This window comes from Thalassotalea ganghwensis, from assembly GCF_053485795.1.
The window spans coordinates 1-19723 of sequence record NZ_JBQRUM010000010.1; the positions used below are offsets into that span (position 1 = coordinate 1).

General features: G+C 41.1%; 13 protein-coding genes and 1 riboswitch. Of the genes, 6 read left to right on the forward strand and 7 right to left on the reverse strand.

Annotated elements, in window-relative coordinates; genetic code table 11:
- Nucleotides 1-1691 (forward strand): hypothetical protein (locus ACSLUH_RS11325; protein WP_448567030.1); only part of this gene is annotated, 1691 nt, incomplete at its 5' end.
- Nucleotides 1692-1757: 66 nt separating this feature from the next.
- Here the strand turns inward: ACSLUH_RS11325 and ACSLUH_RS11330 are convergent.
- From ACSLUH_RS11330 to dapA, 6 genes are all read right to left on the reverse strand, one after another.
- Nucleotides 1758-3146, reverse strand: coding sequence for a M16 family metallopeptidase (locus tag ACSLUH_RS11330; RefSeq protein WP_448567032.1), 1389 nt, complete (start codon nt 3144-3146; stop codon nt 1758-1760).
- Between the two features lie 3 nt (nt 3147-3149).
- Nucleotides 3150-4649 carry a M16 family metallopeptidase gene (locus tag ACSLUH_RS11335; protein ID WP_448567034.1) on the reverse strand — a complete coding sequence of 500 codons (1500 nt, stop codon included), beginning with the start codon at nt 4647-4649 and terminating at the stop codon, nt 3150-3152.
- A 155-nt stretch (nt 4650-4804) separates the two neighbouring features.
- Entirely contained in the window at nt 4805-5932 is a 1128-nt protein-coding gene (locus ACSLUH_RS11340) for a succinylglutamate desuccinylase/aspartoacylase family protein (protein WP_448567036.1), read from the reverse strand.
- A 25-nt stretch (nt 5933-5957) separates the two neighbouring features.
- A complete protein-coding gene (locus ACSLUH_RS11345) occupies nt 5958-7190 on the reverse strand; it encodes a PLP-dependent decarboxylase (RefSeq protein ID WP_448567038.1) in 1233 nt (410 codons plus the stop codon).
- A 9-nt stretch (nt 7191-7199) separates the two neighbouring features.
- Complete coding sequence (locus ACSLUH_RS11350) at nt 7200-7949, reverse strand: 2,3,4,5-tetrahydropyridine-2,6-dicarboxylate N-succinyltransferase (RefSeq protein WP_448567040.1); 750 nt, start codon at nt 7947-7949, stop codon at nt 7200-7202.
- Between the two features lie 2 nt (nt 7950-7951).
- Complete coding sequence (dapA, locus tag ACSLUH_RS11355; RefSeq protein ID WP_448567042.1) at nt 7952-8872, reverse strand: 4-hydroxy-tetrahydrodipicolinate synthase; 921 nt, start codon at nt 8870-8872, stop codon at nt 7952-7954.
- Nucleotides 8873-8951: 79 nt separating this feature from the next.
- A riboswitch (Lysine riboswitch) is annotated at nt 8952-9149 on the reverse strand.
- A 316-nt stretch (nt 9150-9465) separates the two neighbouring features.
- On the opposite strand from dapA, the gene ACSLUH_RS11360 reads away from it, so the two are divergent.
- The 3 genes from ACSLUH_RS11360 to arcA all read left to right on the forward strand — a co-directional run bounded on the left by ACSLUH_RS11360 (nt 9466) and on the right by arcA (nt 13150).
- A complete protein-coding gene (locus tag ACSLUH_RS11360) occupies nt 9466-10503 on the forward strand; it encodes a methyltransferase (RefSeq protein ID WP_448567044.1) in 1038 nt (345 codons plus the stop codon).
- A 94-nt stretch (nt 10504-10597) separates the two neighbouring features.
- The gene (locus ACSLUH_RS11365) at nt 10598-12268 is read left to right on the forward strand and encodes a sensor histidine kinase (RefSeq protein ID WP_448567046.1); all 1671 of its coding nucleotides are present in this window, start codon (nt 10598-10600) and stop codon (nt 12266-12268) included.
- A 177-nt stretch (nt 12269-12445) separates the two neighbouring features.
- Entirely contained in the window at nt 12446-13150 is a 705-nt protein-coding gene (arcA, locus tag ACSLUH_RS11370; RefSeq protein WP_448567048.1) for a two-component system response regulator ArcA, read from the forward strand.
- Between the two features lie 91 nt (nt 13151-13241).
- Here the strand turns inward: arcA and ACSLUH_RS11375 are convergent, their stop codons facing one another.
- Entirely contained in the window at nt 13242-13589 is a 348-nt protein-coding gene (locus ACSLUH_RS11375) for an Hpt domain-containing protein (RefSeq protein WP_448567050.1), read from the reverse strand.
- 293 nt (nt 13590-13882) lie between these two features.
- On the opposite strand from ACSLUH_RS11375, the gene folE2 reads away from it, so the two are divergent.
- Nucleotides 13883-14809: a GTP cyclohydrolase FolE2 gene (folE2, locus tag ACSLUH_RS11380; protein WP_448567052.1), complete on the forward strand. Its 927-nt coding sequence runs from the start codon at nt 13883-13885 to the stop codon at nt 14807-14809.
- Nucleotides 14810-15233: 424 nt separating this feature from the next.
- Nucleotides 15234-19694, forward strand: coding sequence for a glutamate synthase large subunit (gene gltB, locus ACSLUH_RS11385; protein ID WP_448567054.1), 4461 nt, complete (start codon nt 15234-15236; stop codon nt 19692-19694).
- The last annotated feature ends 29 nt before the right edge of the window (nt 19695-19723 follow it).

A 19723-nucleotide genomic window follows, 5' to 3' on the forward strand; every position in this document is an offset into this window, starting at 1 on the left:
CTGCTTATGCCCTTGCCACGCGAGCTAACGAAGGCCAGCCCGCCACAAATCAAGCTGAACTTAACCAACTTGAAGCTAACCTTGACGGTCAAGCGTTATTAGAACTGGCTGCTGCGATCAAAAGCATCGTTGATGATGAAAATGCGACACTCCCTGACGGTGTTGACAGTGTTTTAGACTTAGCACTTGATGAAGAGCAAGCAAACGCTGCAATTGAAGCATTGAGTGAGAGTGAATTACAAGCCCTTTTTGCAGAAATGGCAAGCGACCCGGAATTAGTCGCACCGCTAGATGCCGAAGTGATACCAGAACAAGTAAGAGTTAATTTCTCCAAGCAGCAATTTAGCAATTATTATGGTGGCAACCCTGATAATGGCTGGATACTAGAGCTCAATACTGAAGATAACGTTGGCCAGTTAATCACTCATAAAACTAGCCCGCTCAATAAACTATTCTTTACCTGGACTGTTGACGACAGTGGCAGCCAAATCATCACTTTCGACGAACCACCTACTCAAAGTATTACGATGGGTGAATGGATCAACGGAGCAAGGGTAAATGTTCCCGGAGTGCAAACGCTAACGCAATTGCGAATGCAGCAAGTACATACGTCTGCAACGAGCAGCAGCTATATCGTACAGGCAACCTATAAAGCGGAATATGAAAATAGCCAGTACAACCGTTCAGGTGACAGCTTTAGCCTAACAGCAACAGCTTATCATCAAGATCCTGTACTGACATTTACGGAAGAGGAATTAACCGCCGATAATGCAACGTTTGCGGTACCTTACATTACAGAAGATAACAACACTTCTATCATAGTAGCAGATGTTATCACGTTAAACGGCGATAGAACCGTTACGTCTTCACAAGTCACTGGTGCTATGTGGTCACTAGAAAATGGTGACTTAGTGTTAACATTAGCGAACAATGAAAAAATTAAGTACCAGAAAGTGCAAACGCTTTATGAGGGTGTCAATCGCGTGCAAGTAACCCGCTATAATGCGAGCGGTGATGTAGATTTTGCCTATGCTGATATTATGGTTTCCAAACAAGCGGATGTGGCAATTACAGAATCTGATCTGACTTCAAATTATTGGCATTTTCTTGATGAAGGCATTGATATTGGTGGTGATTTAGATTTTTCAGGGTTGTTAAACTCTCACTATAGCTATTGGTATAACTGGACTGATAGTGGCCGCGAATACTACACGATTTTTTACAGTGATCTTTGGGATGCTAGAAGACAACGGACTTTTACCGATGACGTTTTTAGCGATGGCACCAAACAACCACTTGCGTTTTGGTTTTATAACACTGGTGTTGGCATAGAGTATTACCCAAATGAAGATAAAGGCTCCTTTGAAAGCAACCTAGCCGAAACCTATTACTACCAAGAATGGCAACTCAGTGATGGGGGTAACCTATTGGTATCAGAGGGGTTTATCGAGTGGCAAGCTGAACCGTATCAGAAGTACGAAATAAAGCCTTTACGCAAAATTGATGATATGCTTTTTGTTCATATGCGCTCTATGGTCACTGATACTGATCGTGTTTATTCGGATACTATCACTTTCTTTACCCTAAAGCCTCGCACCACGGTCAACAGTAACCCCGCGCCGGTTTTATTGCAAAAACCGAGCGCTAGCTGGTTAAATAGAAAACAAGAGCAAGTTTTAAACGCTCAATAAATTTAATGTTTGTTTCTGCATAAAAAATGCTCCTTAACGGAGCATTTTTTTATTCGTTAATTAAGATTACTTCCAGTAACCCTTTAAGGCATCTACCTGTTTAAGTTGTGGCGTAATTTGTTCTTTATCGCCAACCACAACTAAGGTCATCTTTTCAGGTGTTAAATACGTTTTCACCGTTTCACTAATGTCCTTAGGGGCTACTTTATAAATGTTACTCACATAATCTTTTAGGTAATTATCGTTTAGCTGGTGCAACTCCATAAATGCTAGCTGATTAATGATCGCACTACGTGAAGAGTTTTGCAGAACAAAGATACCCGCCATGTAATTTTGAATGCCCGTCAATTCTTCCGTTGAAGGTGCTTCATTTGCTAAGGTATTAATCTCTTTAAATATTTCTGTTAACGCCGGACCAGTCGATTCTGCGGTAATGTCAGCTGATTGATACCATAAACCCGCGTTGACGCGGTTGACAACACTCGATGAAGGAGAATAAGTATAGCCCTTATCTTCACGAATATTGCTGGTGATGCGGCTTGAAAAAGAGCCCCCTAACAAGCTGTTGGTCATGGTCATTTTCATCGCATCTTGGTGAGCTGGTGATATCGTCGCCAACCCCAATCGAATCGTCGATTGCGGCGCATTTTCACGCTCTAACATTACAATTTTGGGACCGGTTTGCGTGAGCACAGTGCCATTATTTCGAGGCTGTCCTTTTTGCCAGTTAGCAAAAGCCTGTTTAATTTGTGGCGTTAACCGTTCTGCATCGAACACACCTGATATATATAAATGACTTCGATTAGGCACAATATTTTCACTGACATATTGCTTAACATCGCTCACGCTAATTTTCGCTAAACTTTGCTCTGTTGGAAAAATATTACCGTAGGCATGATTACCAAAAATTTCTTTATAAAAAGCTTGGTTAGCTTGATTTCCTGGTTGCGATAGCGCGACTTTTAATGAACGGTCACGGTTAGTTTTTAGCAGCGCTAGGTCACTCTCTGCATAATTAGACGACAATAACATTTGTGCAATAACGCTGATAGTCTCGCCAGCAAACTCACTTAATACATCGGCACCAATCCAACTTCTATCCATAGCGACTGACGTATTAATTTGTCCCCCCATACTTGCCGCTTTTTCAGCAATTTCTTTGGCTGACAACTCCTTCGTACCTTGCTTGAGCATTTCATAGCTTAAATCAGCAAGCCACGGTAACTCGCCATCATCAACATTACCCGTATTAGTGATCAGACGAATCGTTGCTTTGGGTGTTTTACCGTAAGGTATAAAGGTTACTTTTAAGCCGTTATCCAACACCATTTGGCTGGTTTGGGGTAATTGAAAATCCGCCGGTTTTTTACCCTCTGGCGGCAGTTCTTTAGCGGCATTGACATTAACAACGAATAAAGTCGTCAGCAATAACGCACTATACTTAAATACTTTCATCACTTATTCCTTCTCATTCGCTGAATTACTTGCTTTAGTAGGATCTTCTCCAGGTGTAACCGTTAAAATGGTGCGGTTGGTTTTACGTAAGTATTCCTTTGCCGTCTCCATAATCAGCTCAGGGGTTACTTGCTTGAAAGAAGCCTCTAGCGTATTAATTTTTTCAGGATTTTTATCAAACAACGTAAAGCTTGCTAATAAATCAGCTTTACCAAAGCCATACATGCCGTCCATAGAATCAAACAAGTCAGAACGTATTTTAACAATTGCTCGGCTCATTTCTTCCTTTGTCAGAGGTTGCTCTTGCAATCGGGTAATAACACTATCAATCGCTTCGGTGATTTGGGCTTTAGATACTGAATCATCGTGGGTAAACGAACTCATCCATAGCATTGGGCCATTGTAATTAAACATATTCCCTAAAAGATAATTAATACCACCGCTGACACTGCCGGTAATTTGTTTGTTCTTCACTAACTCTTGATACAACAAGCTATCCTCGCCTTGCACCAAAATTTGGTCAATAATGCCCATGGCAAAATACTCAGGGGTATCTCTTTCTGGCATTTTATAAGCGAAAGCATAAGCGGGTTTGGGCGCTAATTTATCAAACTTATTAAAACTGAGTTCTTTTTCTTGACGCAGTTCAGTTAAATCAGGCGCTGGGGCAATTTCTGCTGATGGGATATCCGCAAAATATTTGTTTACCATCGCTTTAGCTTCTTCAACATCAATATCACCGACCACCACTAAAGCGGCATTATTCGGTGAATAATACATGTTGAAAAAGTCATCGACATCTTTCAAATTCGCCGCGTCGAGATCTTTTAAGTCACCGTAAAAGTTGTGAGAGTTATACCAATTACTAAACGCGTATTGAGGCATATCCAACCAAGGGAAACCACCATACGGCTGGTTAAGCACATTAACTTTCACCTCGTTTTTTACCACACCTTGCTGATTGGTTAGGTTTTCTTGGGTAATTTGCAGACCTTTCATGCGATCAGCTTCTGCCCATAAAAAAGTCTCTAGCTTGTGAGACGGAACAATTTCAAAATAGTTAGTAAAATCAAAGCGAGTTGAGCCGTTTAAAACCCCTCCATTAGCATTAACGAGCTTAATGAACTCCATCTTACCTAGGTTTTCAGAACCCTGAAACATCATGTGCTCGAAAAGATGAGCAAAACCAGTACGGTCTTTAGGCTCATTACGAAAGCCGATATTATAGTAAACCGCTACCGTCACGGTCGGTGAGGTGCTATCCGGCGACAATACCACTTGTAAACCATTGTCTAATGTAAAGTACTCAATTGGCACATTAAAGCTGGCGATGGCCTGCTCTTCGCTATTTTTTGCTGCTGACAATGTTTTTACTGCACTATCAACAACCTGTGTTGCGTCATTCGCGGCAGATGAAGCTTGCTCAGTTTGTTGTGGTTGACCACACCCCCCGAGCAATGCTGCCATTAAGCAACAACTGATTAAAGTTTTCTTGGTCGCCATATTCTTCCCTTATTAGAAGTTATTATTTTAGTCTTAAAAAAAGAGCTTGCTAGAAATAGCAAGCTCAGTCAATAACTTCGTAATATCTTGAAAAACTTTTTCGTTATAAAATTGTTAATAGCGAAAAACAAATTACGGCTTAAATATCAAGGTCCTTATAATTTGAAGAAATTAGTAAACACTTTATATAACTCAGTACCTTGATTTACGCTAGCTGAGGCAAAATGAAGTATTGGTAAAACTTCGATATCTAACGACAAATAATGCAAAGGATCGCCATCACCATAGTTATCCATTCTTAATATCCTTGCTAAGGGTTGGCCGGGCGCTAACGGCTTACCAAAGTCGGCAAGATAATCTACCATCCCACCCATTGGCGAATAATAGGCTTTGTAGTCTTTCAAATAACACGCATAACGAGTGATATCTTTAGGAAAATACTCGTTAGCATCAATAACCCCTTTGTGTTGCAGATAACACATTATGCTTTTGGCATCCTCTAAAGCAACATCGAGATCTATCTGCTCTTGAGAGCCTAACTCAACCGTGAAGCTCTCTTTATTTAAGCTTTTATCACGAATGGAAAACTCAATGCCGAGTTCTGCAAATGCTTCTTGTAAATGCCACCATGGACAAAATGTCGCTTCATCAAGTGCACCATCAAACTGATTAGGGATCAACAGGGTATGTTCAATATCAAAAAATCTGGCACTGTCTTTTGCATATTCAGGGCAATATAAGTGCTTGCTCGATATAGGTCCTGTATGTAAATCTAACACTAAGTCCGCTTGATGTGCCAAACGTTGTAATTGATAGGCAATGCGTTGTCCTGTCGTCAAACCAAACGCATTGTGCTCTAGCTTCCTATCAATGGTTTCGATCATTAACTGCTTGAAATTGTTTTCGATAGTTTCATTGTCTTTACCAATACTTTCGCGCACAAATGGTTTAATCAATGACGCATCGAAATGATACATCCGATTCCAATTCACCCCTGTAATAGGATCAAATCGGCCCAGTGTGTATTCACCATTTTTATGATTACAGCCAACGGGGTTTGCATAAGGCACTAAAGTAATGTCGCCCAACGGTTTAGTGTCTTTAAGCAGCTCTAACAATTGAAAAATAACCGCGTTGCCTTGTACTTCTGCTCCATGCATGTTTGCTTGAATATAAACACTCGGCGCATTGCCGTGTCCTTTTAAGCGATATACAGGTACGGTTAATTTTGCGCCACTGGCCATCTCGCCAACATGCATAACTTCTTTGGTAAAATTACTCATTTTTCATACTCACAACAATAGAACTTTACGCTAAATACCAAGCTGCAGGCCGAGCAGAACGGACCTCTACCAGTCGCTGGTTTTCAATAACATATTCAGCTGCAATTTGATGACATAAAAAGAACGGCATACTCTCAGTGAAGCCATAGGCTCCCGCGTAACCGAACACGAGTTTATCACCAACATTAACGTCACTAGGTAGCGCCAAATGGCCAAGTTTGTCCATGCTAGTGCACAAAGGGCCATGAATATCGAACGGGACGAATTCAGCTTGAGAGTGTCGCGCTAGACGCACTGGAAAAGGCTGCTCAGTTATTGCAGGGCGAAGCAGATGATTAATACCCGCCGACATGACCAATTGCTCTTGTTGGTAGTTGGTTTTTCGATCAATCACTTCTGCGACATAATAGCCACATTGAGCAACGGCAAAACGCCCGAGTTCTAACCACAACTCTTCTGCACCAGCTTGAGCTTTGATAGTTGCCAGATCATCAATAATTTGTCGCCAAGATAGCTTTTGTCCTTGCTCCAAATAATCAATACCAAGGCCACCACCAAGATCGAGTATTTTTACCTGCATGCCAATACTTGAAGCCATTGCCAGTAGTGGCGGCACCATTTGCTGCCATAGTTGGTACATTTTTTCATTGCTGAGCATATTGCCCCATTGAAAAATATGCAGACCACATATATCTAAGCCGGTAAATTCTGATACCTGAATCGACTGCCACTGTGCTACCGACAACCCAAATGGCGTTAAGGTATTTCCACCTAATGGGTTTTTTTCGCCCTCCTGCCATTGTAATTGTACGCGCAGCAACACTTTGGGGCATTTACCTAATTGTTGAGCTAACTCATTTAACCAAGTTAATTGGTTCAAGCTTTCAACGACAAAAATATTAACGCCTTTTTCTAAAAATTCCTGTAATTGCTGGCGTGACTTGGCAGGCCCAGTGTTTAAAATGCGTTCAGGTGTAACCCCCTGAGCAAGTACCTGTTCAAGTTCACCCGAGCTTGCGACATCAAAGTTAAAACTTGCCTGATCTAAGCATTGAATGACCCGTGATAATGGATTGGCCTTAACCGCATACCATAACTTTATAATTTGTTGATCTTGCAAATCACTAAGGTGATGTTTCAATGCATCTAAATCATAAGCAAAATAAGCCATTTCATCTTTATTGGCTGAAACGTGCTGCTCAAAGAGCGAAGATAATTGAGGCGGCAACCAAGGTTCAGTTAAACAGGTATTTTTCATCACATTGCCTTAACGTAAAACAGATTCTAAGGCTAACGATGCATCGCTTTTTTCATCGCGATATTTAACAATCAAGGCACAAGCCATATTTAAGCCTTGTGCCTTTGCCCAGTCACCCGCGACAGGACGAGTACCAGGCACAACCACTGCACGCTCAGGGATATCCGCACCTTTTTCTAACATGACTTGGTTTACACAGTCATAAACCGGTACCGACGCAGATAAAAATACGCCAGGTGCTAACACGGCACCTTTCTTAACAACGATACCTTCAACGATGACTACCCCCGCACTCAAAAAAGCATCGTCTTCAATAATCACAGGGCTTGCGCCAATAGGTTCAAGTACGCCACCAATTTGTACGGCAGCAGATACGTGGACATTTTTACCGATTTGCGCGCAAGAACCGATCAACGCATGACTGTCAACCATGGTACCAGTGTCAACGAACGCGCCAACATTAATATAGGCTGGTGGCATAATAATGACACCTCGAGCGACATGAGCACCTCGACGAACAGAAGAACCGCCGGGCACTAAACGCACGGCATCATCGCGAGTGAACGCCCGTGCTGGTAAATTATGCTTATCAACAAACCCTTGATAGATACCATCAAACTCTTCATTTTCACCGGCTTTAAAAGCGGCTAATATCGCTTCTTTGACTTCTACATTTGCCTGCCAGTTACCGTGTTGATCCTGATTTGCCGCGCGAATAGTACCTGCTTCTAATTGATCTAAAACTTCTTGCCAATTCATAATTAATTTGCTCCAGATAATGCTTGAGACTGACGTTGCAGCCATTGAGAAATAAGATTGTCTTGTTCGGCTAAACCATCATTGGCAGCCAATTCTTGTTCTGTAAGAGGGGGACGCAGAGTTGAATGAGCAATCATTCCTTTACTCGCCATCAAAACCTTAACAGGTATCGGACTAGCAACTTGAAATAGCGCATCAACGGCGTTTTGCCATAATGGAAATAATCCTTGCGGTTGACCAGCGATGGCAAGCTCTACATAGCGTTTTGCAGCTTCAGGCCAAACATTACTCGACACCGATACTAAACCGCATACTCCTGCACCTGCTAAATAGGGCATCATTGCATCTTCGCCACTATATAAACGAACATTCGGGCAGCGTTGTTTAAACGCTAGAAATGTTGTTAAGTCACCGCTGGCTTCTTTCAATGCCCAACAATTGGGATGATCTTTAAGCTGCTCTAAAGTTGTCACAGATAGGCCAACACCGCTGCGCGATGGCACGTTGTATAGCATGCATGGGAACTTAGCTTGATCGAGTAACGCTTTAAACCACTGAGTTTGCCCAGCAGGACCTGGTTTAGCGTAAATAGGTGTACCTAAAAGATAACCATTGATAGAGAGGCTATTGCAATAATTTATCCAGGCGATTTGCTCACTGAGTTGATAGCCGCCTACAGCAACCATTATCGGAGAAGTTAACGCCAATTGACAGACAAAATCGACAATAGCTTTGTGTTCAGCCTGACTTAACGCTAACCCCTCACCAGTGCTACCCAACAACAATATACCATTGCCGACTTTGTTCTGAAGCAAGGCATTTTCGCGCAGGCTATCAAAGTCGACGGTACCATCAGGGTGCAGCGGCGTAACTAACGCTGTCCAGACTTGATATTCATTTATAGATGACGTTGATTGATTCATGTCTCTCGAACTCATTTCGTTCGGAGAACTTATAGGCATTTGCGATAGCTACAGCCCTAGACATGGGGAGCAACTCGCAAAGGCCAGAAGCTCTCCACCATAACGTTCACTTAACTATATGTTAAGCACAGGTGACAATTGCTAGGATTCAACCTAAACAACCGACAATTACTTCACCAAAAAAGTAATCGCCTCGGCGTTAATCTCCATCACTAACTTTCATCAGAGTTTGATCTCTTCCAGTTAGCTACCTAGTTAACGCTCCTCTTCTGGCCCTTTTAGTTATTCGATTTTGCTTTGAATAAACGCTATAAATCGAATAACTGGAATAAGGGACGACGCTATTAGAACATTTATTCTAACCAGAAGCAATATCATCAACAATTTTTTCGACATTTACCCCCTCAACAATTCCCCTAATTACCTGACTTCAGCCCACAACTCATCAAAACGCAAACGGCTTAGAAATAGAGCCGCTATTGTCAAATTGAACTATTTTTATCAAAGCGAAGACACTTTTTTTGGTCAACAAGGGGTTGTTCAAGTACAATATCGAAAATTTTTTGGCTTAGGCACAGGGCGTATCAACACGTATGTACTTAACAAATATATGTCAGTTGCTGATGCGCAACGAAGATTTTCTCAGTGCCCAGGCACCCTTATTGGTCAATATGCCCAGCGATGATTTCGCAAAACACTTACAAACCATTAACCCAAGTTGTCAGCTAAGTTTTTTTGATAATAATTTTGCCCAACACCGTGCCCATTTATCATTAGCTAATGACGACGCAGATTGTCAATTTAGTCATTATTATCAATCAGAAAAAATTCACGATTTGGTGATCATTTACTTCCCTAAAAGCAAACAAGAATTACGTTACACCTTGGCAATGATTAATAGAAATATCACGCCCGATTCAAGAGTTTTAATCGTCGGTGAAAACAATGGCGGCATTAAATCACTAGCCAAGCAAGCCAAATCGCTATTGAATTATTGTGAAAAGATCGACGCTGCCAGACACTGTATTTTGTTTGATGTATCATTAAAAAATACCGATACTTCGTTTTCTGTTGATGACTGGTTTACTTTCTATCCATTAGATATCGGTAATACATCAATAACGGTTGCTGCGTTGCCTGGCGTTTTTAGTCAAAACAAGCTCGATATTGGCACTAAAGTACTACTTAATCACCTACCGGATGATCTGTCAGGGTCATGTTTGGATTTTGGCTGTGGCGCGGGAGTTATCGCGACATTACTTGCAAAAAAGTACCAAGACGTTACCGTGTCATTAACTGATGTTAGCGCCATGGCATTGGCATCGGCGAAAAAAACCTTAGCGTTAAACCATTTGAGCGGTGATGTTTTTGCTACTGACAGTCTATCTCATATCGATAAAACCTATCAGCATGTGGTATCTAACCCTCCTTTTCATCAAGGCATCAAAACAAACTATCAGGCGACAGAGCAATTTTTAAGTGGTATTCACCATCACATTGCAACGAACGGCAGTTTATTACTGGTTGCCAATAGCTTTTTACAATATCGCCCACTGATGGAGAATCACTTTAAAGCGATTGAAAGTATTTGCCAGCAGAATGGCTTTACGGTTTATAGAGCGCATAAATAAATGATTAAAAGCCAACTCATGTATTGCAATCTTGGCCAAATTCTACAATTATCAATACAAGAGCATTTATTCACTTGCGGATCAGATTGACATAATGATGACAGTGACCAACGTAAAATCGTTAAAGCGCATTCTTTTGGCGTTAGTCATGGGTGTCATCTTCTTTTTCTTTATCTTATCTTCCCTCTATATCAGTAAAACATTCATTGATGATAGCGATCGTCAAACAGAGCGAAATTTAATGTACTGGGCTCAGTACATTTCAATTTTAAGTAGCCCTTATCTCGTTGAAACGACCCAAAGTGATCTAAAATTAAAAAGTGACCTTTACGAAAAGCTCGAGCAACTTTCACCATTAAGATTGATTCGCGTTGTCGATATCTACACATATAGCCCCAAAGATAAAGTTGAAACACTATATTTAAGTTATGAACATGAAGGTACCTTTAACTTTAATAATTCAATACCTGAAGTCCAATTAACAACAGAAGAGCGAATTAAACTAGCATCTCCTCGTATCACCGATAATTATGCTGAAGTATTTTTGCCTATTCTAAATAGCAACAAAGAAAAAGTTGGTAATATTTATCTGCAAGCAAACAGATATTCAGGCTTAAGCCAGAATAACCAACTTCTGATCACCATTTCGATTATTTTTATGCTCATGTTTATTGTCATTTGGGTGGTGCTCAGTCGATTAGAAGTTCAAATAAGTTCACCACTAAAGCTGATAACGGCTCATATTCAAGAGATATCGAAAAGTAAAAATTTCACTAAACGCTTGCCGGTAATGGCCTATCAAGAAGCCGATGTAATTGCGCGAAACCTAAACACCTTGCTCAATCGCTTAGAAAAGCATATCGCTAAGCTACAACAAGCGGAGGAGCAAAGTGAAAAACGCAACCAAGAACTCGAACAAAAAATTACCAACAGAACAGCAGCATTAAAAGAGTCCAACCAAGAACTACTCTCTACATTAGAAAAGCTACATCAATTTCAAGACCAGCTGGTTGAAAGTGGCAAGATGGCCTCTTTAGGTGATATGGTTGCGGGTGTAGCTCATGAGGTTAACACCCCTATTGGCTTGGGCGTAACAGCATCAACACTGCTCGCTGATAGGCTAAATGAAATGAAGGAGCATTTCGATAATAAAACTCTGAGATCTAGCCAGTTGAAAAAGTTTTTCAACGAAGGACAAGAAAACGTTGGTATTATTTATCGAAATCTAAAACGTGCTGCTGAATTAATCTCAAGTTTTAAAAAAGTCGCAGTCGACCAAAGCAGTGAAGACATTAGACAATTTGATATGAATGAGTTGGTTAATGAAGTACTGCTTACCTTAGCGCCTCAAATCAAAAATAGTCCTTATCAAATTAACGTACATTGCCCGGAAAATCTGCTTATCTGGAGCAAGCCTGGGCCAATCAACCAAATATTGATTAACTTAATTCTAAATTCGATGCTTCATGCCTTTGAAGGCAGAGAGACTGGTGTGATTACTATTGATGTCGAACTTATAGAGAATATCGTGAACATTAATTACCAGGATGATGGCAAAGGCATAGATAAAGCGATCAGAAATAAGATCTTTGAACCTTTTACCACCACGAAAAGAGGCTCCGGCGGTAGTGGTTTAGGGCTGCACCTTGTCTATAACTTGGTGACTCAGGCGCTCGGTGGCAATATAGAAATAGAAAGTAAGCAGAATATTGGAACAAAATTTGAAATTAAATTTCCGCTTAGCTCTGGAAGTCATAGCATTTAGCGAATAAAATAGGCGAAAGTCGTAAAAATTTGATAAAAACGCTTTATTTTCTTGATATATAACATAACAACATCTTATATTAACAAATGTAAACAAAAAATAATCGGCCTTTTAGTTGTTGTGTATAAAGAATTAGGACGTTATTAATATCAAAACAGAAATATTGGATAATCTGACATGCAGAAACCTCACATACTGATCGTAGAAGACGAAGATGTAACACGTTTTAACCTACGCAATTTGTTTGAAGCTGAAGGCTATAACGTATCTGAGGCAATTGATGGTGCTAGCATGGATCAACAATTGCAAAACAATGCGATAAATCTAGTGATTATGGATATCAATTTACCTGGTAAAAACGGACTTCTTTTGGCTCGAGAGCTCACCAACAATAGCGAGCTAGGCTTAATCTTTTTAACGGGCCGAGACAGTGATATTGACAAAATCCTTGGCTTAGAAATCGGTGCAGATGATTACCTAACAAAACCTTTTAATCCTCGAGAACTAACGATTAGAGCGAGAAACATCCTCAATCGTATCAATAGCGGCGCTAATGAAAAAGATGATGCTATTGTTAAGTTTAATGGCTGGGTACTGGATGGCAACTCTCGTAAAATGACCGCACCTGATGGACAAGTTATATCAATTCCACGTGGTGAGTATCGTGCATTGCGCTTACTGATTGCCAATGCTGGTCAAATTGTTACTCGTCAACAACTAATTAAAGAAATGACCGGGCGAGATTTACGCTCTAATGATAGAACCGTAGATGTCACTATTCGTCGTTTACGCAAACATTTTGAATCTGTTGCTGACTCGCCAGAGCTTATTAATACAATTCACGGTGAAGGCTATCGTTTCATTGGCTCTGTAGATAGCTAGTTTAGTAAACAATGCGCAACCGTTAATCGTTACGATTTTACATTACTGATCAGAGAATTTACTAAAAAAGCCGCAAAATTTGCGGCTTTTTTTATTGCTGCACTAACCATTGCGTAAATTCGTTTTTAGCCTGCTCATTTAACGCTTTCAGTTCCTTTAACGCCAGCGTTTTTTCAGACCATGGAGCAGTAGATTTTTCAATTTCTACTAAATGACGATGAACCGCAATCAAACCAACACTACCTGTCGCTCCTTTCATTTTGTGACAGGACTCTTGCCAGTTAACCTGAGACTCTTCTTGCAAAGCGGAATCAATATCTTGAAGATAAACAACAGATTGCTGTTTATATAAGTCAAGCATCTGTTGAACAACATCCTTACCTAGGTTATCTAAGTACCCTTGCAATAAGCTAATATCTAACTGATTATTTTCGCTCAAAACTTTCCCCTATTCCTTTATCTTATACTTCGTTGTAACAAAGTCATTTTAGATGTCATTAGCCCCGGAGGTAAAGCAAAGATTAACAACTTTATTTGCAGACCTTAGAAATATTGATTTTCGAGCACTTTTCATTCAAAATACACGCCCTTAAAAATAGACCCTGAAGAGACTTTTCTGTAATCCGTTTTCAAGCTAGCTACGTAAAGTCCTCAATATCAAGTTATACGGTAGGCAAACATCAACTTTTAGTTATTGAAATGATGTCGCGCCAACTTTAGAGTGGAGTAATAATGTCAACATTAATGCCAGATATCGCTAATCATACCACAGCGCAAACTGAAGGCACCTTAGATTGGGTAGGTATGAGCAATATCGAAATGCCAATTATGCTTGCAGCAAAAGGCGAATCAGAGCGCATGGTTTCAGCTTATGTTGACGCATTTGTGAATTTAAAAGAACCACAAGCCAAAGGCATTCATATGTCTCGTCTATATTTATTATTAGACGAATTATCTACCAGCTCAGTGCTCAATTATGACAGCTTAGTAAGTTTGCTTGATAACTTTATTAGCTCACACCAAGATTTAAGTGACAACGCTATGGTCAAATTTACATTTGATTATCATTTGCGCAGAAAATCGTTAATTAGTGGTAAACAAGGCTGGAAAGCCTATCCGGTCACTATAACAGGTCGCCTAAACAAAGGGCTCTTAAACATTGAATTATCCGTTGATGTTCGTTATTCATCGACTTGCCCTTGCTCTGCTGCACTGGCTCGCCAACTCATTCAACAAGCTTTCAAGGAAAAGTTTACTGAACAAGATACTGTGAACCTAAGTGATGTCCACGAATGGCTTGGTACTACAGATGGTATAGTTGCAACCCCTCACAGTCAGCGTTCAGTAGCAGAGGTCAAGGTGATGCTCGCAAAAAACGTGAATGAGCTACCCATTACTGACATTATTGACGCAATAGAAGCTGCATTACAAACTCCGGTCCAAGCAGCAGTTAAACGTGAAGACGAGCAAGAGTTTGCTCGTTTAAATGGTCAAAACCTAATGTTCTGTGAAGATGCTGCCAGACGACTGCAACACATCATGCTAATTAATCATGATTTCGAAGATTTTTGGCTTAAAATAAATCACTTAGAATCTCTTCATGCTCATGATGCCGTTAGCGTCGCTACTAAAGGGATCGCTGGTGGTTATCAACCCTAGCCCGATACAATGTAACTAGTGTAAAGGCCGATCATTATCGGCCTTTTTTAATTAAACATATTATCCCTCCTCTTCAACAAAGATGAATAAAAATTGAATGTAACTTTTACTCATAAATTTTAACTATACTCAACATAATGTAAATTAATTACAAGAAATCATTTGATATAAGTCGTGTATTAGGCTTAAATCACCCTATATTTTAAGAAGAATAGCTTATTATATGGGCGCATTCCCATTACAGACATTTTAACACGCAAAAAAAATGTAATTTTATTACGAGCAAATACTCTATTTTGATTGACCTTTATCAGATATGTCGTTAGAGTTGATTGTTCCTCTTGGCCTGAAAATAGATTATTTATGCACTAAAAGCATGGATTTATTCTTTCAATTATGTGGCCTAGTTACTTGGAGAGCATCAATGCAGCTTTATGATCATAATTATCAAAAAGACAACTGTGGTTTCGGTTTAATTGCACACCAGCAAGGTGAAACCAGTCATAAGCTGGTAAAAACAGCAATTTCAGCCTTAGATAGAATGCAACACCGCGGTGGTATTGCCGCCGATGGTAAAACAGGTGATGGTTGTGGCTTACTTATGCAAAAGCCCGATTCATTTTTCCGAGCGATTGCGCAAGAAAACCAGTGGAACTTAGGTAAAAAATATGCCGTCGGCATGATTTTCCTCAATCCTGATCCAGCACTAGCCACGTTAAGCAAAAAAATACTAGAAGAAGAACTTGCTAATGAAACGCTAACGCTGATCGGCTGGCGCGATGTTCCGATTAACCAAACCATTTTAGGGCCGATTGCCCAAGCAAACTTACCCAAAATAGAGCAAGTCTTTGTCGATGCTCCTCCAGGTTGGCGAAATAAAGATTTAGAGCGTCGTCTATATATGGCAAGACGTCGAGCAGAAAAACGTATTGACGACCCACGGTTCTATGTCGCATCACTTTCCTGTTTAGTAACGATATACAAAGGGTTGATGATGCCGGTGGATCTGCCAAACTTTTATTTAGATTTGGCGGATATTCGTATGCAAACCGCGATCTGTGTTTTTCATCAACGTTTTTCAACGAATACTTCTCCCCAATGGCATCTTGCACAACCATTTCGTTACTTGGCGCACAACGGTGAAATCAATACCATTAAAGGAAACCGTCAATGGAGCAGAGCTCGTACTTATCGTTTTAAATCACCACTGTTACCAGATTTGCAAGACGCAGCACCTTTCGTTAATGAGTCTGGATCTGATTCATCGTCGCTCGATAATATGCTCGAGCTATTCTTAGCTGGAGGCATGGACTTATTTCGCGCGATGCGCTTGCTAATGCCGCCGGCATGGCAAAATAGTCCGTTAATGGATGATGACTTAAAAGCCTTTTACGAGTTTAACTCAATGCATATGGAACCATGGGACGGCCCCGCTGGTGTTGTCATGACCAACGGTCGACACGTAGCGTGTAACTTAGATCGCAATGGCTTGCGCCCTGCTCGCTACGTTATCACCCGAGATGGTTTTATCACTTTGGCCTCAGAAGTTGGTATTTGGGATTATGGCGAAGATGAAGTTGTAGAAAAAGGTCGAGTTGGCCCAGGGGAAATGCTTGCCATAGATACCTATACAGGAAAAGTATTTCACTCGTGCGATATCGATAATGATCTTAAAATACGTCATCCTTATCGCGAATGGCTTAACAATAATATACGTCGATTAGTGCCATTTGAGCAGCTTGATGCTGAGCTTATCGGCCAGAGAATTTTTGACGATAACGCCATTGCTCAGTATCACAAACTATTTAACTATAGCTATGAAGAAATACAGCAAGTCATCAAAACCATGGCTGAAAATGGCCAAGAAGCGACGGGCTCGATGGGTGATGATACGCCGATGGCAGTATTATCAAGCCAGCCCAGAACCTTATATGACTATTTCAGACAACAATTTGCACAAGTCACCAACCCCCCAATAGACCCTTTGCGTGAACGATATGTTATGTCACTTGGCACTTGTATCGGCCGGGAGCATAACGTATTCAATGAAACGACCGGGCATGCTGATCGCATTCTTTTTGAAACACCGATATTAATGTATACCGGGCTGAAGCAGCTCAGAGAGCTCGATCCTGAGCATTACCGAAGTGAAACACTAAGTCTACATTATCAAGCAGATGTTGGACTAAAGCAGGCGATCATAAATTTATGCCAAGAAGCAGAAACAAGCATTAAAGATAGAAATACCGTCATACTGGTCTTATCTGATCGTAATATCGACAAGGGATTACTAACGATTCCAGCAGCGATGGCGGTTGGTGCCGTCCAACAACATTTAGTCAACAACCGTCTGCGTTGTGATTCTAACATTATTGTTGAAACTGCTTCTGCACGGGATTCACATCAATTTGCAGTTTTATTTGGTTTAGGAGCAACCGCTGTTTATCCTTATCTTGCCTACGAGACTGTTGAACAATTAGTAGAGCAAGGCCAAATTAACTTAACAGCACGACAAGCGGTATTAAATTATCGAAATGGTATTAATAAAGGTTTGCTGAAAATATTGTCAAAAATGGGGATTTCAACAATTGCCAGTTACCGTTGTGCAGGCCTATTTGAAGTTATCGGCTTACACCAAAATATCATGCAATTGTGTTTTCCTGATATTCCTAGCCGTATTCAAGGCGCAGACTTTGAAGATATTGAGCAAGACAATATTAACTTAGCGCGTAAAGCCTATTTGCCTCATCAGAAACTTAATCATGGTGGTTTACTAAAATATGTCCATGGTGGCGAATACCACGCGTACAATCCTGATGTCGTAACAAGCCTTCAAAAAGCGGTGCGCTCTGGAGCGTATAGTGACTATCGCGTGTTTGCCAATGAGGTAAATAACCGTCCTATCGCTGCACTTCGCGATTTACTGAAACTAAAGTCTGACACGCAACCGATTTCAATTGATAACGTAGAGTCCGATAGCGAATTGTTTAAGCGATTTGATAGTGCGGCAATGTCTATCGGCGCATTAAGCCCAGAAGCTCATGAAGCCCTAGCCATTGCCATGAACCGGTTGGGCGGTTTTTCGAATTCAGGTGAAGGCGGAGAAGACGAGCGTCGTTTCGGTACCGTCAAAAACTCTCGAATTAAGCAAATCGCTTCGGGTCGATTTGGTGTAACCCCCCACTACTTAGTCAATGCCGACGTATTGCAAATTAAAGTAGCTCAAGGCGCTAAGCCCGGCGAAGGTGGGCAGTTACCTGGCGATAAAGTAACCCCCCTGATAGCAAAATTAAGATTCTCAGTACCAGGGGTGACCTTAATTTCGCCACCACCTCATCATGATATTTATTCAATCGAGGATTTAGCCCAGCTTATCTTCGATTTAAAACAAATTAATCCAACTGCGGTAATATCAGTAAAACTGGTTTCTGGGCCAGGCGTTGGCACTATCGCTTCTGGTGTTGCAAAAGCATATGCTGATTTTATCACTATCTCAGGTTATGACGGCGGAACGGGCGCGAGCCCGCTAACATCAGTTAAATACGCTGGATGCCCATGGGAGCTTGGTTTAGCTGAAGCTCATCAATCGCTAGTAGAAAATGGTCTGCGTCATAAAGTCCGTCTGCAAGTTGATGGTGGCTTAAAAACCGGGTTGGATATTGTCAAAGCGGCCATTTTAGGGGCAGAAAGCTTCGGTTTTGGTACCGCTCCAATGGTAACTTTAGGCTGCAAGTTTTTACGTATTTGCCACCTAAATAATTGCGCTACAGGTGTCGCAACTCAAGACGAAGTATTAAGAGAGAAGTTTTTCAAAGGTCTGCCTGATCAAGTCATGAATTATTTTAAATTTATTGCGCATGACGTCAGGGAGATATTAGCTCAACTCGGTGTTAAAAGTTTAACCGACTTAATTGGTCGTACCGATTTATTAGAGCCGCTTGCAGGGATCAGCGCAAAACAGCAAAAACTTGATTTATCCCCGATTATTGCCCCTGTTATCGCAGGTGATGATACAGCGCTTTATCAAACAGAAAACAATCACCCTTTCGATCAAGGTGAACTGAATCAGAAAATGTTGTCGGCTGCACAAGAGGCAGTATTACACAGCACTGGTGGCAGTTATCGTTTTAGTATTCACAACACTGACCGCTCCGTCGGGGCGGCATTATCAGGTGAAATTGCTCGTCATCATGGAGACCAAGGCATGAGTAGCTCACCTATCAAAATGAACTTTTCAGGCACCGCTGGCCAAAGCTTTGGTGTATGGAATGCTGGTGGTTTAGAGCTAACCTTAACTGGTGATGCCAATGACTACGTCGGTAAAGGAATGACGGGCGGAAAAATTACCATCATGCCACCAAAAGGCGTTGCTTATCAAAGCCATCACACCATGATAATTGGCAATACTTGTTTGTACGGCGCGACCGGCGGAAAACTGTTTGCCAGTGGTCGAGCAGGTGAACGCTTTGCGGTAAGAAACTCTGGGTGTCATGCAGTCGTTGAAGGTACAGGCGATCATGCCTGCGAGTACATGACCGGTGGTATTGTAACTATCTTAGGGCAAGTTGGTGTTAACGTAGGTGCAGGCATGACTGGCGGTTTTGCTTACATACTTGATGAATCTGATGATCTCGAGGTACGACTCAACAACTCGTCTATCGAAAGTATCGATATAACTGAGCTGGTCATACATCAAGAGCATCTGCGCGGGATCATTAATCAACACTTTGAAGAAACTGGCAGTTTAAGAGCTCAACATATTCTCGCCAATTTCGATGAGTACGCCAGTAAATTTAAGCTGGTCAAACCAACAGCGACTGATGTTAAAACCTTGTTAGGTCATCGTAGTCGTTCATCTGCTGAACTTCGCGTTCAAGCACAATAGTAAAATTGAATGCGAATTGAGGATGTAAA

Excerpts from the sequence above, each read along its gene's own strand:
- ACSLUH_RS11330 (WP_448567032.1), bottom strand. The coding sequence starts at position 3,146 with ATGAAAGTATTTAAGTATAGTGCGTTATTGCTGACGACTTTATTCGTT.
- ACSLUH_RS11335 (WP_448567034.1), bottom strand. The coding sequence starts at position 4,649 with ATGGCGACCAAGAAAACTTTAATCAGTTGTTGCTTAATGGCAGCATTG.
- ACSLUH_RS11340 (WP_448567036.1), bottom strand. The coding sequence starts at position 5,932 with ATGAGTAATTTTACCAAAGAAGTTATGCATGTTGGCGAGATGGCCAGT.
- ACSLUH_RS11345 (WP_448567038.1), bottom strand. The coding sequence starts at position 7,190 with ATGAAAAATACCTGTTTAACTGAACCTTGGTTGCCGCCTCAATTATCT.
- ACSLUH_RS11350 (WP_448567040.1), bottom strand. The coding sequence starts at position 7,949 with ATGAATTGGCAAGAAGTTTTAGATCAATTAGAAGCAGGTACTATTCGC.
- dapA (WP_448567042.1), bottom strand. The coding sequence starts at position 8,872 with ATGAATCAATCAACGTCATCTATAAATGAATATCAAGTCTGGACAGCG.
- ACSLUH_RS11360 (WP_448567044.1), top strand. The coding sequence starts at position 9,466 with ATGTACTTAACAAATATATGTCAGTTGCTGATGCGCAACGAAGATTTT.
- ACSLUH_RS11365 (WP_448567046.1), top strand. The coding sequence starts at position 10,598 with ATGATGACAGTGACCAACGTAAAATCGTTAAAGCGCATTCTTTTGGCG.
- arcA (WP_448567048.1), top strand. The coding sequence starts at position 12,446 with ATGCAGAAACCTCACATACTGATCGTAGAAGACGAAGATGTAACACGT.
- folE2 (WP_448567052.1), top strand. The coding sequence starts at position 13,883 with ATGTCAACATTAATGCCAGATATCGCTAATCATACCACAGCGCAAACT.
- gltB (WP_448567054.1), top strand. The coding sequence starts at position 15,234 with ATGCAGCTTTATGATCATAATTATCAAAAAGACAACTGTGGTTTCGGT.